The organism is Agromyces sp. NPDC052230, assembly GCF_040679595.1.
Lineage (GTDB): Bacteria > Actinomycetota > Actinomycetes > Actinomycetales > Microbacteriaceae > Agromyces.
The window spans coordinates 269,819-284,303 of sequence record NZ_JBFAVC010000007.1; the positions used below are offsets into that span (position 1 = coordinate 269,819).

Annotated in this window: 12 protein-coding genes and 1 tRNA gene; 4 read left to right on the forward strand and 9 right to left on the reverse strand. The window is 71.5% G+C overall.

The features are described 5' to 3' along the window. Position 1 precedes the first annotated feature (1 nt). Complete coding sequence (gene epsC, locus AB0K73_RS16605) at positions 2–580, forward strand: serine O-acetyltransferase EpsC (protein ID WP_360514755.1); 579 nt, start codon at positions 2–4, stop codon at positions 578–580. Positions 581–798: 218 nt separating this feature from the next. On the opposite strand, the gene AB0K73_RS16610 is transcribed toward epsC, so the two are convergent. The 9 genes from AB0K73_RS16610 to AB0K73_RS16650 all read right to left on the reverse strand — a co-directional run bounded on the left by AB0K73_RS16610 (position 799) and on the right by AB0K73_RS16650 (position 12,356). Further along, a complete protein-coding gene (locus AB0K73_RS16610; RefSeq protein WP_360514752.1) occupies positions 799–1,296 on the reverse strand; it encodes a GNAT family N-acetyltransferase in 498 nt (165 codons plus the stop codon). Next, the gene (prfA, locus tag AB0K73_RS16615; RefSeq protein WP_360514749.1) at positions 1,293–2,369 is read right to left on the reverse strand and encodes a peptide chain release factor 1; all 1,077 of its coding nucleotides are present in this window, start codon (positions 2,367–2,369) and stop codon (positions 1,293–1,295) included. Before prfA ends, AB0K73_RS16610 begins: the two co-directional genes overlap by 4 nt. Then, on the reverse strand, positions 2,370–4,598 hold the full coding sequence (gene rho / locus AB0K73_RS16620; RefSeq protein WP_360514746.1) for a transcription termination factor Rho: 2,229 nt from the start codon (positions 4,596–4,598) through the stop codon (positions 2,370–2,372). A 292-nt stretch (positions 4,599–4,890) separates the two neighbouring features. Then, on the reverse strand, positions 4,891–5,853 hold the full coding sequence (thrB, locus tag AB0K73_RS16625) for a homoserine kinase (RefSeq protein ID WP_360514743.1): 963 nt from the start codon (positions 5,851–5,853) through the stop codon (positions 4,891–4,893). Further along, entirely contained in the window at positions 5,850–6,947 is a 1,098-nt protein-coding gene (gene thrC, locus AB0K73_RS16630) for a threonine synthase (protein WP_360514740.1), read from the reverse strand. The genes thrB and thrC overlap by 4 nt, the downstream gene beginning before the upstream one ends. Next, the gene (locus tag AB0K73_RS16635; RefSeq protein ID WP_360514737.1) at positions 6,944–8,254 is read right to left on the reverse strand and encodes a homoserine dehydrogenase; all 1,311 of its coding nucleotides are present in this window, start codon (positions 8,252–8,254) and stop codon (positions 6,944–6,946) included. The genes thrC and AB0K73_RS16635 overlap by 4 nt, the downstream gene beginning before the upstream one ends. Next, positions 8,251–9,723: a diaminopimelate decarboxylase gene (gene lysA, locus AB0K73_RS16640; protein WP_360514734.1), complete on the reverse strand. Its 1,473-nt coding sequence runs from the start codon at positions 9,721–9,723 to the stop codon at positions 8,251–8,253. The genes AB0K73_RS16635 and lysA overlap by 4 nt, the downstream gene beginning before the upstream one ends. Before the next feature lie 201 nt (positions 9,724–9,924). Then, positions 9,925–10,683: a DUF2993 domain-containing protein gene (locus AB0K73_RS16645; protein WP_360514731.1), complete on the reverse strand. Its 759-nt coding sequence runs from the start codon at positions 10,681–10,683 to the stop codon at positions 9,925–9,927. Then, positions 10,683–12,356 carry an arginine--tRNA ligase gene (locus AB0K73_RS16650; RefSeq protein WP_360514728.1) on the reverse strand — a complete coding sequence of 558 codons (1,674 nt, stop codon included), beginning with the start codon at positions 12,354–12,356 and terminating at the stop codon, positions 10,683–10,685. The genes AB0K73_RS16645 and AB0K73_RS16650 overlap by 1 nt, the downstream gene beginning before the upstream one ends. A 39-nt stretch (positions 12,357–12,395) precedes the next feature. Between AB0K73_RS16650 and AB0K73_RS16655 the strand changes: the two genes are divergently transcribed. The 3 genes from AB0K73_RS16655 to AB0K73_RS16665 all read left to right on the forward strand — a co-directional run bounded on the left by AB0K73_RS16655 (position 12,396) and on the right by AB0K73_RS16665 (position 14,392). After that, positions 12,396–13,022: an iron ABC transporter ATP-binding protein gene (locus AB0K73_RS16655; protein WP_360514725.1), complete on the forward strand. Its 627-nt coding sequence runs from the start codon at positions 12,396–12,398 to the stop codon at positions 13,020–13,022. A 13-nt stretch (positions 13,023–13,035) separates the two neighbouring features. After that, on the forward strand, positions 13,036–14,232 hold the full coding sequence (locus AB0K73_RS16660; protein ID WP_360514722.1) for an ROK family transcriptional regulator: 1,197 nt from the start codon (positions 13,036–13,038) through the stop codon (positions 14,230–14,232). Positions 14,233–14,319: 87 nt separating this feature from the next. Then, positions 14,320–14,392 (forward strand) — tRNA-Arg (locus AB0K73_RS16665). The last annotated feature ends 93 nt before the right edge of the window (positions 14,393–14,485 follow it).

Here is a 14,485-nt window from a genome sequence, read left to right on the forward strand (position 1 = left end):
GGTGCCCATTCTCAGAACGCTCAGGGAAGACCTCGCGACCGCGCGCTCGCACGACCCCGCCGCGCGCAGCGATCTCGAGGTGTTCCTCGCGTACTCGGGGCTGCACGCCATCTGGACGTACCGCCTGACGCACCGGCTGTGGCGTGCCGGGTTCCGGCTGCCGGCCCGGCTGATCTCGCAACTCGTGCGGTTCCTCACGGGCATCGAGATCCACCCCGGGGCGACGATCGGCCGCCGCTTCTTCATCGACCATGGCATGGGCGTCGTCATCGGCGAGACCGCCGTCGTGGGCGACGACGTGATGCTCTACCACGGCGTGACGCTCGGCGGGAAGGCACCGCGGAACACGCCGCCGGGGTCGAAGCGGCATCCGACCCTCGAAGACGGGGTCACCGTCGGTGCGGGCGCGAAGATCCTCGGCGACATCGTCATCGGCGCGTGGAGCGCGGTCGGCGCGAACGCCGTGGTGACCAAGCCCGCTCCCCCGCACTCGCTCCTCGTGGGCGTGCCGGCGGGCGTCAGGCCGCTCCGGCGCTCCACGGTGGATGCGGCGCGGGGCGTGCACGACTGGCACATCTAGCGCGCGTTGCGCCCCGGCCCCACCCGCGGCGGCCGCGCCTCCCCGGCCCTCCCCCGCTCCCGGCACTCCCCCCGCTCCCGGCACTCCCCCCGCCTTGGCACTCCCCCCGCTCTTGGAAACAGGACGACACGCCCTGCCGGTCGCGAGAACAGGGCGCATCGACCTGCACCACTCGCCGGCTCCGGTAATCGTGATCGGGCGGATGCCGCAGCATCCGCTCAGAGCGGCAGGAACATGACGTGCAGGCCGACCCGACCGAAGCGCGGTGAACGGAAGGCGTTCGGCACGGTGCCGATGATCTCCCAGCCGAGCGACGTCCAGAGATGGACCGCCGCCTCGTTCGAGGCGACGACCGCGTTGAACTGGATACCTTCGAAGCCCTGTTGCCGGTGCCAGTCGATGACGTACTCGCCGAGGCTCCGTCCCACGCCGGATCCCCGCGCGGCCTGATCGACCATGAAGGACGCGGTCCCGATGTGGTCGCCATGCCCCGGCCGGTTCGGTCCCATCTTCGCCGTGCCGACGATCACGCCGTCGAGTTCGGCGACCACGGTGAGGCCCGGCGGCTGCTCCATCCAGAGCTCGCGCGCGGCATCCGACGACAGCGACAGCGGGTACGCGTACGTCTCGCCCTCGGTCACGACCTGGTCGAAGATCGGGTGGATCGCATCCCAGTCGGCGTCCATCGCCGGCCGGATCGTGAGCCGCGCGCTCATTCGTCGCCGAGGGCGGCCAGCTGGGCCTCCTCGTCGGCCTGGATGGCCGACTCGATGATCGGCTCGAGCGCGCCGTTCATGACCTGATCGAGGTTGTACGACTTGTAGCCGGTGCGGTGGTCGGCGATCCGGTTCTCGGGGAAGTTGTATGTGCGGATGCGCTCGGAGCGGTCCATCGAGCGGATCTGGGACTTGCGGGCATCGGATGCCGCAGCCGCCTGCTCCTCCTGCTGGCGCGCCAACAGGCGCGCGCGGAGAACCCGCATGGCGGCCTCGCGGTTCTGCAGCTGCGACTTCTCGTTCTGCATCGACACGACGATGCCGGTCGGGAGGTGCGTGATGCGCACCGCCGAGTCGGTGGTGTTCACCGACTGGCCCCCGGGACCCGACGAACGGTACACGTCGATCTTCAGGTCGTTCTGGTTGATGTCGACCTCTTCGGGCTCGTCGACCTCGGGGAACACGAGTACGCCGGTCGTCGACGTGTGAATGCGGCCCTGGGTCTCGGTGGCGGGCACGCGCTGCACGCGATGCACGCCGCCCTCGTACTTGAGGTGAGCCCACACCCCCTGCGCCGGATCGGTGGAGTTCGACTTGATCGCGACCTGCACGTCTTTGTAACCGCCGAGGTCGGATTCGTTCTGGTCGAGGAGCTCGACCTTCCACCCCTTCGACTGCGCGTACTGCATGTACATGCGGAGCAGGTCGCCGGCGAAGAGGGCGCTCTCGGCGCCGCCCTCACCGCCCTTGATCTCCATGATGACGTCGCGGCCGTCGTCGGGGTCGCGCGGGATCAGGAGCCGACGGAGCCGCTCCTCCGCCTGCGCGAGTCCCTCCTCGAGCGAGGGAACCTCCTCGGCGAACGCGGCGTCCTCCTTGGCGAGCTCACGAGCCGCCGCAAGGTCGTCCTGCGCCTCGAGCCACGCCGAGTGCGCGTGCACGATACGGCTGAGCTCGGCGTAGCGCCGATTCACCTTCTTCGCGCGCGCGGCGTCGGCGTGCAGGGATGGGTCCGCGAGCTGCTCCTGCAGTTCGCCGTGCTCGGCGAGCAGGGCCTGGACGGAATCGAACACTTACCGGTGGTCGATCTCGTGGCCATGCGCGTGCGCGGCACCGTTGGCGACGGGCATCGACTTCTGCATGAGCAGCAGGAACTCGGCGTTGGACTGGGTCTCCTTCAGGCGCCCCAGCACGGCCTCGAGTGCCTGCTGCGGCTCCAGGCCCGCGAGTGCGCGACGCAGTTTCCAGGTGATCTTCACCTCGTCGGCCGACAGGAGCATCTCCTCGCGACGCGTCGATGAGGCGTTCACGTCGACGGCGGGGAAGATCCGCTTGTCGGCCAGCTGGCGCGACAGGCGCAGCTCCGAGTTGCCGGTGCCCTTGAACTCCTCGAAGATCACCTCGTCCATCTTCGAGCCGGTCTCCACGAGCGCCGTAGCGAGGATCGTGAGCGATCCGCCGTTCTCGATGTTGCGCGCCGCGCCGAAGAAGCGCTTCGGCGGGTACAGCGCCGACGCGTCGACGCCGCCCGAGAGGATCCGACCGGATGCCGGTGCCGCGAGGTTGTACGCGCGGCCCAACCGGGTGATCGAGTCGAGCAGCACGACGACGTCGTGGCCGAGTTCGACGAGGCGCTTGGCGCGCTCGATCGCGAGTTCGGCGACCGTGGTGTGGTCTTCCGCGGGACGGTCGAAGGTGGAGGCGATGACCTCGCCCTTCACCGTGCGCTGCATGTCGGTGACCTCTTCGGGGCGCTCGTCGACGAGCACGACCATGAGGTGCACCTCAGGGTTGTTCGTCGCGATGGCGTTCGCGATCTGCTGCAGCACGATCGTCTTGCCCGCCTTGGGCGGTGCGACGATGAGGCCGCGCTGGCCCTTGCCGATCGGGGCGACGAGGTCGATGATGCGCTGGGTGAGCTTGGTCGGCTCGGTCTCGAGTCGGAGTCGCTCCTGCGGGTACAGCGGAGTGAGCTTCTGGAACTCGACGCGCGTTGCGGCATCGTCGGTCGACTGCGCGTTGATGGAGTCGACCTTGACGAGCGCGTTGTACTTCTGGCGGCTGTTGGACTCGCCGTCGCGCGGCTGCTTGATGGCGCCGACGACCGCGTCGCCCTTGCGCAGGTTGTACTTCTTCACCTGGCCGAGCGAGACGTAGACGTCGCTCGGGCCGGGGAGGTAACCGGTGGTGCGCACGAAGGCGTAGTTGTCGAGCACGTCGAGGATGCCGGCGATCGGGATGAGCACGTCGTCGTCGTGGATCTCGGGCTCGATCTCGTCGGTGGCGGCGCCCTGGCCGCGACGCTTGCGGTCGCGGTACCGGCTGCGTCGGCCTCCCTCGCCCTCGCCCTGCTGGGCGTCGCGGCTCTCGCGGCTCTCGCGACCCTGGCCGCCATCGCGACCCTGGCCGCGACCCTCGGCCGGCTGCTTGCCGGACTCCGACTCGGCCTGGCGCTCGCGTGCGGGCTTGCCGCCCTCGACCTCGACCGGGCGACCCTGGTCGCTCTGGCGCTCGCCACCCTGGCGCTCGCCACCCTGGCCGTTGCGGCCCTGGCGCTCCTCGCCGGTCTTCTGCTGGTCGTCGCCGCCGCGCTCGCTGCGATCGCCGCCACGGCGACCCCGGTTGCGGTTGCGGCCCTGGCGCGGCTGCTCGGTGGCGGCTTCGCCCTCACCCTCGCCCTCGGTGGGCTGCGCGCTGCGGGTGCCCTCACCCGTCGCTGCGGCGAGCTGCTCGCGCACGGCCGCGCGGGCCGCCTCACGGGCTTCGGCATCGACGTCGGCCGGCACGAGCGAGACGCCCGCACCGCCGTTGTTCACGTGCTGCAGAGCCGACGTCGACGCGGAGGTCACGCGTCGCGACTGGCGACCCTGGCGCACGGGCGGCGCCACGGCCGGGGCTTCGGCCTCGGCGGGCTGCTGCGCGGCCGCGTCGGGCGCCGCCGCCTCGGGCGCGGCTTCCTCGGGAGCACCGGCCTCGGCGGGGGCGGCGGCCGGCTCGGCCAGCGCCTCGACCGCCGACTCGGCGGGGACCTCGGCGGGCACGGTCTCGGTCGCGGCCGCTGTGTCTGCTGCCGGAGCTTCCGTCGTGGGGGCCTCGGCCCCGCTCACCGCGACGGGTGCGTCGACGGCGACGTCCGCGTCCTGGCGAGCGGAGATCAGGTCCACGAGTTCTCCCTTTCGGCGCTTGGAGGCACCCGCGATGCCGAGGGAGACGGCGAGTTCCTGGAGCTCGGCGACCTTGAGGGCGCTCAGGCGGGTGCGGTTCGCCACGCTCACGTCGGCGTGGTCGGTTGCGTTCGTCACTGGGTATGTTCCTTTCCCCTGATCGCGAGAGATGCGACCCAGGAGAGCTGATCGCTGGCACGAGCGATGTCGGTGCGCGGTGGCGCAGACATGCGCGAGAGCGTAGGCAATGAATTGCGGGAAGTGCACGATGCGGCCGGATGATGCGGTACAGATGCGTCGTCCGCCGGGTGCGCCACAATCCTAACACCCAACCGCGGCGGCTTCGTGCGCACGACGCGCCTGACGCGCCCGATGCGACGGATGCAGCTGTTGCGGCGGAGGTCGCCGAGCCCGGCGCTGCGGGCGTGGCTCAGCGGCCGGCGTCGGTCACCGTCGCGCCGAGGAAGTCCACGGCGAGCGGCAGCGCCTGCCATGCGGTGTCGGCGGACTCCTCGACCAGGTGGATGGCGTCGGCCCGTTCGCTCGGGTCGCTCGCGAGCACGAGGATCGAGGGACCGGCCCCCGAGACGACCGCCGGATGCCCCGCCGCCCGCAGCACCCTGATGAGCCGATCGGTCTCGGGCATGGCCTGCGCACGATAGTGCTGGTGCAGCTTGTCCTCGGTGGCGGCGAGCAGGAGTTCGGGGCTCTGGATGAGCGCGGCGATGAGCAGCGCCGATCGCGACACGTTGAACACCGCGTCCTCGTGCGGCACCGATTGGGGCTGCAGCGAGCGCGCGAGCGCCGTCGACATCTCGTGCTCGGGCACGAGGACGAGGGGCGAGACGCCGCGGTGCACGATGAGCTTCTTGTGCCGCGGACCCTCGGGCGTCACCCAAGCGATGGTGAGCCCTCCGAACAGGGCCGGCGCGACATTGTCGGGGTGGCCCTCGAGCTCGGTCGCGAGCTCGAGCAGCTCATCAGGGGTGAACTCGACGACGCCCTCGAGGAGCCCCTTCGCGGCCATGACACCGGCCACGATCGCGGCACCCGAGGAGCCGAGTCCGCGCCCGTGGGGAATCGAGTTGCGGGCGGCGAGGCGGAGCTTCGGCATCGGCACCCCGGCCCGATCGAACGTGTGCGCCATGGCCCGTACGACGAGGTGCGACTCGTCGAGCGGCACCTCGCCCTCGCCGACGCCGTGCACCTCGATGTGGTGCTCCGGAGCGTCGGTCGCCTCGACCTCGAGCTCGTCGTACAGGGCGAGCGCGAGGCCGAGCGTGTCGAAGCCCGGGCCGAGGTTCGCGCTCGTCGCGGGCACCTTCACGTGCACCGTGCGTCCCACGATCGGTTCGGCGAGCGATGACCCCGATGCGGCGGTGGCCGCGGTCATGACGCGAGTCCCAGCACCTGGGCGATGGCGGCCACGTCGACCGGAACGACCGTGGGCTGCACCTCGGAGCCGTCGGGCAGGCGCAGCGCCCACTGCGGATCCTTCAGGCCGTGCCCGGTGACCGTCAGCACGACGCGAGCGCCGGCGGGAACGGCACCCGCGGCCGAGCGCTCGAGCAGGCCAGCGACGGAGATCGCCGACGCCGGCTCGACGAAGATGCCGACCTCGGCCGAGAGGATGCGCTGCGCCTCGAGGATCTTGTCGTCGTCGATCGCGCCGAAGTAGCCGTCGGTCTCGTCGCGGGCCTGCAGGGCGAGCTCCCACGAGGCCGGATTGCCGATGCGGATGGCGCTCGCGATGGTCTCGGGGTTCTTCACGGGTTCGCCGCGCACGATGGGCGCGGAACCGGATGCCTGGAACCCGAACATCCGCGGCATCCGCGTGGCATTGCCCGCCGCGATGTCCTCGCGGTAGCCGCGCGTGTACGCCGTGTAGTTGCCGGCGTTGCCGACGGGGATGAAGTGGAGGTCGGGCGCGTCGCCGAGCACCTCGACGACCTCGAACGCCGCCGTCTTCTGCCCCTCGATGCGGTCGTTGTTCACCGAGTTCACGAGGTGCACGGGGTAGTTCGCCGCGAGGTCGCGAGCGATGTCGAGGCAGTCGTCGAAGTTGCCCTGCACCTGCAGCAGTTGCGCGTCGTGGGCGATGGCCTGGCTCAGCTTGCCCATCGCGATCTTGCCCTCGGGCACCAGCACCGCGGCCTTGATGCCGGCGTGCGTGGCGTAGGCTGCGGCCGACGCCGACGTGTTGCCGGTCGAGGCGCAGATGACGACCTTCGCCCCGTGCTCGACGGCCTTGGTGACGGCCATCGTCATGCCGCGGTCCTTGAAGGAGCCGGTGGGGTTCATGCCCTCGAACTTCACCCAGACGTCGGCGCCCGTGCGGCGCGACAGCGCCGGAGCGGGCAGCAGCGGGGTGCCGCCCTCGCCGAGGGTGACGATGGGCGTGGCGTCCGTCACATCGAGCCGGTCGGCGTATTCGCGGATGACGCCGCGCCACTGGCGGGAGGATGCCTTGGGGGTGGGCTGGTTCACACTGCTCCTTCGACTCGGAGGACGGACGCGACGGATGCGACGACTGGACTCTCGGCGAGGGCGGCGACGGTCTCGGCGAGAGCGGACTCCTTCGCCTCATGCGTCCCGATCACCAGCGTAGCCCGCTCGGCCTCGCCGCTCACCGTCTGCTGGAGTTGCTCGACCGAGACGCCGTGCTGGGCGAAGACGCGGGCGATCTGCTCGAGCACGCCCGGCTCGTCGGCCACCTCGAGGGTGATCGCGTAGCGCGTGGTGATGCGGCCGATGTCGAGCACCGGGAGTTCGGCGTGCGTCGACTCCGCCGTCCCGGGGCCCCCGATGACATGTCTGCGGGCGATCGCGACGAGGTCGCCGAGCACGGCCGACGCGGTCTGCACTCCCCCGGCGCCGGCGCCGTAGAACATGAGCGGGCCGGCCGCGGCGGCCTCGACGAAGACGGCGTTGTTCGCTCCGTGCACGGCGGCGAGCGGATGACTCCGCGGCACGAGCGCGGGATACACACGCGCCGAGACGCCCTCCTCGCCGGTCTCGTCGTCGACCAGTCGTTCGCAGATCGCGAGGAGCTTCACGACGAAGCCGGCGCGCTTCGCGGACTCCACCTGGTCGGCGCTGACGCTCGTGATGCCCTCGCGGTGCACGGCGTCGACGGGCACGCTCGTGTGGAAGGCGAGGCTGGCGAGGATCGCCGCCTTCTGCGCGGCGTCGTACCCACCGATGTCGGCGGTGGGGTCGGCCTCGGCGTAGCCGAGCTCGGTCGCGGTCGCGAGGGCGTCCTCGAGGGAGGCACCCGTCGTGTCCATGCGGTCGAGGATGAAGTTCGTGGTGCCGTTCACGATGCCGAGGATGCGGTCGATGCGATCGCCCGCGAGGCTCTCGCGGAGCGGCCGGATGATCGGGATGGCGCCGCCGACGGCCGCTTCGTACGACAGCTGCGCCCCGACCTGCTCGGCCGCGGCGAAGAGCTCGGGTCCGTGATTGGCGAGGAGGGCCTTGTTGCCCGTGACGACGTCGGCGCCCGACGCGATGGCCTTGAGCACGAGCGTGCGGGCCGGCTCGATGCCGCCCATGAGCTCGATCACGATGTCGCTGCCGAGGATGAGCGCCTCGGCGTCGGTCGTGAGGAGCTCGGCGGGCAGGTCGACATCGCGACGGGCCGCTGGGTCGCGCACGGCGATGCCGACGAGCTCGATACGCGCACCGACCCGCTGCTCGAGCTCTTCGGAGTGCTCGAGGAGCAGCCGCGCGACCTGCGAGCCCACGGACCCGGCGCCGAGCAGGCCCACGCGGATGGTGCGGTACTCGATCATGCGGTGGGCCCTCCTGCGGACTCGGATGCGTCGGTATGGTCGGATGCCGCGGGGGCAGCGGATGCTGCGTCGGCCACGCGCAGGGCCAGGTCGAGCCCGGCGTCGCGCGCGAGCAGGTCGGACTCGGTCTCGCCGCGCACGATGACGCGCGCAACCCCGTCGCGCACCGCGACGACGGGCGGGCGCGGCACGTGGTTGTAGTTGTTCGCGAGCGACCAGCAGTAGGCGCCGGTCGCCGCGACGGCCACCACGTCGCCGGGGGTGACGTCGTGGGGCAGGTAGTCGGCGTCGACCACGATGTCGCCCGACTCGCAGTGCTTGCCGACGATCCGCATCAGCGCGGGCGGGGCATCCGACCCCCGTGACGCGATGCGCGCGGTGTAGTCGGCGCCGTAGAGCGCCGTGCGGAGGTTGTCGCTCATCCCGCCGTCGACCGAGACGTAGTGGCGCCAGCCACCGTCGATGGGCACGGGCTTCACGGTGCCCACGGTGTAGAGCGTGACGCCGGCCGGGCCGATGATCGAACGTCCGGGCTCGAAGGCCAGCTTCGGCACGGGCACGCCGTGCGATCGGCAGGCTGCGGCGACGGCCTCGGCGATGCCGAGCGCGATCTCCTCGATGGGCGTCGGCTCGTCGGCCGAGGTGTAGGCGATGCCGAAGCCTCCGCCGAGGTTCAGCTCGGGCACGGGTGCGGTGCGAGCCAGCTCGGCATGCGCGGCGAGCAACCGTTCGGCGGACTCGGCGAAGCCCGCAGCGTCGAAGATCTGCGAGCCGATGTGGCAGTGCAGGCCGAGGAGGTCGAGCGAGTCGTGGCGTCGGATGCGCTCCCCGAGCTCCACGGCACGCTCGAGCGAGACGCCGAACTTCTGGTCCTCGTGGGCGGTGGCGAGGAACTCGTGCGTCGAGGCGTGCACCCCGCTGTTCACGCGGAGCCGCACGGGCTGGACACGACCGGCGCGGGCCGCGGCATCCGCCACCCGTTCGATCTCGGCCTCGCTGTCGATGATGATCGACCCGACGCCGGCAGCGACACCGCGCTCGATCTCGGCGATCGACTTGTTGTTGCCGTGGAAGCCGATGCGGGCGGGGTCGGCGCCGGCCGCCAGCGCGATCGCGAGCTCGCCTCCCGTGGCGACATCGACGCCGAGGCCCGCCTCGGTCACCCAGTGCACGATCGCCCCGGAGAGGAACGCCTTGCCCGCGTAGTAGACGGTCACGGTCGTGCCGACCGATGCCGAAGCCTGCTCGAACGCGGTGCGGATGCGGGCAGCACGGCCGCGCGCGTCGGCCTCGTCGACGACGTAGAGGGGCGTCCCGTAGCGCGCGACGAGTTCGGTCGCGGGGACGCCGCCGACGACGAGCCGGCCCTGCTCGTCGCGGTGTGCACCCGCAGGCCATACCGCGGACGCGAGCGCGTTCGCGTCATCGGGCACGCGGAGCCACTCGGGTACTGCCTCGGTGGATGACACGGGGATACCTCACGGGAGGGAACGGGTCGACGGATCGCTCGCGGCGAGCGAACCCGGATCGGTTCCTGAAGCCTGATGCGCGCCGCCCTTGTGGAGCGGCCTCCCCGAGTCTACCGAGGCGTGGCGAGCGGGCCGAATCGGGTGACGTCGTGCGCCGCCGCACCGTCACGCGACCTCGGGCGGCGCCGGCGGCCGGGCGGATCAGCCGCAGGTACCGGTGCGGGCGAGGCTCGCCTCGTCGAGCATGAGGTCCTGCGCCCGGAGCTCGACGGTCACGGCGCCGGGAGTGACGACGAGGTCGTGCACATCGACGCCGTCGGGCAGGTACTCGGCGACGCACACGGTGAGCGGGTCGTCGCCGAGGAGGCGGTCGACGAGACCCGAGACGTCGACGGCGTCACCGCCGGCCCCGACATCGGCGCCCTCGGGCTGGAGCAGCACGGAGTCGCCCGCGGCCGTGGGACGGGCGGTCACCGAGTAGTCGACCGCGAGCCCGAGCAGTTCGAGCGTGCCGGCGTAGCCGACGACACCGTCGCCGAGCGTGAACCCGCCCTCGACACCCGCCACGGCGACCAGGCGGTTCAGCGAGGCATCGTCGGCGGTGATCGTGCCGGCGATCCGCGCCACGGGCGCGGCGAGGTCGACCGGCACGCCCTCACCGACCACGTCGACGGCGACGGGCGCACCGTTCACGTTCAGGGCCGGCGCGCTGAGCTCGACGCGATCCATGGTGCCCGAGAGGTATTGCGCGATGACGGAGAGACCCCCGATGGTGACGTCGACCTCCCCGTCGACGCCCTCGGGGAGATTCGCCCGGATCTGCTCGCCGAAACGCGCCTCGGCGATGTTGCGCACGACGATGTCGGCCACCACGAGCAGCGCGGCCAGCACGACGACGAGCACGGCCAGCGTGCCCCACACGCGACCGGCACTGCGGCGCTTCCGCGCGGCGGCGGCCATCACATGCGCTCGGGCGCCGAGACGCCGAGCAGGTCGAGGCCGTTGCGGATGACCTGGCCGGTCGCGTCGTTCAACCAGAGGCGCGTGCGGTGCAGGTCGCCGACGGGTTCGTCGCCGAGGGGCAGCACGCGACAGAGGTCGTACCACCGGTGGTAGAGCCCCGCGAGCTCCTCGATATAGCGCGCGACGCGGTGCGGCTCCCGCAGCTCGGCCGCCTGCGCGACGATGCGCGGGAATTCCTGCAGCCCGCCGAGCAGCGCCGACTCCGTCTCGTGCGTGAGCAGCTCGGGAGCGAACGTCGATCGGTCGACGCCGACGGATGCCGCGTTCCGATCGACCGCGCGGGTGCGCGCGTGGGCGTACTGCACATAGAACACGGGGTTGTCGTTGGTGCGTCGCTGCAGGATCTCGGGGTCGATCGTGAGCGGCGAGTCGGCCGGGTACCGGCCGAGGGTGTACCGCAGGGCGTCGGTGCCGAGCCATGCCTGGAGGTCGTCGAGCTCGATGATGTTGCCCGCCCGCTTCGACAGCTTGGCCCCGTTGATGCTCACGAGCTGTCCGATGAGCACCTCGATGTCGCGCTGCGGGTCGTCGCCCGCGGCACCTGCGAGCGCCTTGAGGCGGTGCACGTAGCCGTGGTGGTCGGCGCCGAGCAGGTAGATCTTGTGCTCGAAGCCGCGATCGCCCTTGTCGAGGTAGTACGCGGCGTCGGCGGCGAAGTAGGTGTAGATGCCGTTGGCGCGCCGGATCACCCGGTCTTTGTCGTCGCCGAAGTCGGTCGTGCGCACCCACACGGCGCCGCCCTCGTCGAACACGTGGCCCTGCGCGCGGAGGCGCTCGACGGCGGCGTCGACGGCCGAGACGCCCTCGTCGTCCTTCGCGTGCAGCGCACGCTCGCTCGTCCACACGTCGAAGTGCACGTTGAAGCGCTGGAGCGACTCGCGGATCTCGGCGAGTTGCAGCTCGTACGCCATCTCGCGGGCGGTGTGCAGGGCGACGTCGTCGTCGAGTTCGAGCAGGTGCGGCTCCCGCTCGAGCACGCGTGCCGAAAGGTCGGCGATGTACTGGCCGGGGTAGCCGTTCTCGGGCGTCGGCTCGCCCTTGGCGGCGGCGAGCACGGACGCGCCGAAGTTGTCCATCTGGTTGCCGGCGTCGTTGATGTAGTACTCGTTCGCCACCTTCGCGCCCGCGGCGCGCAGCACCCGGCCGATCGAGTCGCCGAGCGCGGCCCATCGGGTGTGTCCGATGTGCAGGGGGCCGGTCGGGTTGGCCGACACGAACTCGAGGTTGATCACGCTCCCGGCGAGCGCTTCGCTGTGCCCGTACCGGGCGCCCTCGTCGACGACGGTCTTGGCGAGCGCGCCGGCGGCGGCGGCATCCAGTCGGATGTTGATGAAGCCCGGGCCCGCGACCTCAGCGCTCGCGACACCGTCGACGTGGCCGAGGGCGGCCGCCAACTCGGTCGCGACCTCGCGCGGGTTGGTGCGGAGCGGCTTCGCGATGCGCATCGCGATGCTCGAGGCCCAGTCGCCGTGCTCCCGGAGCTTCGGACGCTCGAGCGTGACCTGGTCGGCCGTGAGCGCGAGCGAGACCTCTTCACCTGCCGCCCGGCGTCGCTCGACGATCCCGTTCACGAGGTCGAAGAGCGTGCGTGAGAGATCATCGGGAGTCACCCGCAAATCCTATCCGCCGTGATTGGTAAGGTTCGTCACATGCCGCGCCTGCCCCGCCTCGCCCCGACCCGTTCCATCGGTCTCGCACTCGTCGCCGCGGCATCCGTCGCATTGCTCTGCGGATGCACCGGCGCCACATCCGAGCCCACCGCCGGCGCCGATCCGACGGCCGGCCCGGCGAACCCCACGGCGACCGCGACAGGGGCTCCCGAGCCGACCGAGACGGCGGAGCCGCCCGTGCCGTTCGAGATCGCCTGCGACGCGCTGCTCACCGCGGAGCAGCTGTACGCCTTCAACCCGAATTTCGGCAGCGACCCGGGCTACGAGCCGAAGGCGGACGCCGTCGTCACCGCCGTCGAGGAGGACGAGGGCACCGCCTGCGGTTACCTCAACCAGACGAGCGGCGAGGTCATCGAGATCGCCGTGGCCACGCCCACCGAGCAGGCCGGCGAGGCCCGACGCAACGACGCGGCGCTCTCGAGCAAGCCCGTTCCGACGTACGGCACGCCGCCCGAGGTCGAGGGCTACTTCCGCCAGGCGGGCGGCAGCGGCGAGGCGCAGGTGTTCAGCGGACCGTACTGGATCGTGATCGATTCCCCCGCCCTGTTCGAGCCCGGCGACGCGCAGCAGCTCATGACGTCGGTCCTCGAGAACCTGCCGGCCTGATCGGAGCACGACCGTGACGGCCAACTCCGCGACGGGCACGCCCGCCTGGCTCGGTGCGGTGAACGATCGCGCCGGACTCGCGGTGCTCCTCGAGCACGGGCCGCTCACCAGGAACCGGATCTGCGAGCTCGTGGGGGTCTCGAAGCCGACGGCCTCGCAGATGATGTCGCGCCTCCTGGCCGCGGGCGTCATCGAGGAGCGCGGCCGTACCTCGGGCTCGGCCGGGCGCAGTGCGGTCGTCTATGCCGCCCGCACCGACCGGCCGCTCGGCGTCGCGCTCGACCTCGACGCTTTCGAGCTGCGGGCCACGGTGGTCGACGCGACGGGCGCCGAACGACCCATCGTGCGCTTCGACCTGCCGCGCGACCCGACTGAGCGCTCCGCTCCCGACGAGGTCGCGCGGGCCATCGCCGAGGCGAGCGCCGCCGCGGGCACCGATCCCGCAGAGGTGCACTCGGTGTGCATCGGCATCCCGGGCTACGTCGACCCCGGCGAGACCGGCGAGCTGTTCAGCGAGACCCTGCCCGGCTGGCCCGTGCGCGGGCTCCGCCGCATCCTCGAGGGCGAGCTGGGTCGCACCGTGCACCTCGAGAACGACGTGAACCTCGCGGCGCTCGCCGAACGAGAATACGGCGCGGGCGCCGACAGCGACGTCTTCGTGCTGCTGTGGCTCGGCAACGGCGTGGGCGCGTCGTTCGACGTTGCCGGCGACCTGCATCGGGGCAGCTTCGGCGGCGCCGGCGAGATCGGCTTCCTGCCGCTGTCGGTCGACGCGACCGCGATCGATCCCGGCGCTCGCACCGTGCAGGATCTCGTCGGCGGTCGCGCGGTCGCGCTCCTCGCCAAGCGGCACGGCATCGAGGCGGGCGGCTACCACGCGGCCCGCGCGGCCCTCGAGGCACCCGACGCCCAGCAGGCCCGCGACCAGGTCTTCCATGCGCTCGCCGAGCGCGCCGGCCACATCGCGCTGCCGCTCCTCGCCATCCTCGACCCTGGGCGCCTCGTGCTGGCCGGGCCATCGGCGAGTCTCGGAGGGCCCGCGTTCGCCACCGAGGTCGGCCGCGTCATCCGCCGCATCAGCCGCTGGAGCCCCGAGGTCGTCGCGACCGGCGTCGACCGCGACCCGGTGCTGCGTGGCGCGCGGCTGCTCCTCGCCGGGAAGGTGCGCGAGGAGCTCCTCGACACCGTGGCGAGCGTCAGCCTCGCCTGACCCCGAAGCGGGGTGCCCGCGGGCCCTCCCTCGGCCCCGCCCGTGTGCGGATCGCAGCCCGCGCAGTGGTAGTCTTTCCAACTGTGCGCCTCCGTAGCTCAGGGGATAGAGCGCCGGTTTCCGGTACCGTAGGTCGGGGGTTCGAATCCCTCCGGGGGCACGTTGTGATGAGTCGCGACATAGGTCTCACCTGAGTCGCGACATGTGTCATTGTCAGAGAGCCCTCGGCCAGCGGCCGGGGGCTTTCTGTGTG

Coding starts and splice junctions, on each gene's coding strand:
- AB0K73_RS16635 (WP_360514737.1), bottom strand. CDS start 8,254: ATGATCGAGTACCGCACCATCCGCGTGGGCCTGCTCGGCGCCGGGTCC.
- AB0K73_RS16655 (WP_360514725.1), top strand. CDS start 12,396: ATGCCGCGCCTGCCCCGCCTCGCCCCGACCCGTTCCATCGGTCTCGCA.
- thrB (WP_360514743.1), bottom strand. CDS start 5,853: ATGACCGCGGCCACCGCCGCATCGGGGTCATCGCTCGCCGAACCGATC.
- AB0K73_RS16610 (WP_360514752.1), bottom strand. CDS start 1,296: ATGAGCGCGCGGCTCACGATCCGGCCGGCGATGGACGCCGACTGGGAT.
- AB0K73_RS16645 (WP_360514731.1), bottom strand. CDS start 10,683: ATGGCCGCCGCCGCGCGGAAGCGCCGCAGTGCCGGTCGCGTGTGGGGC.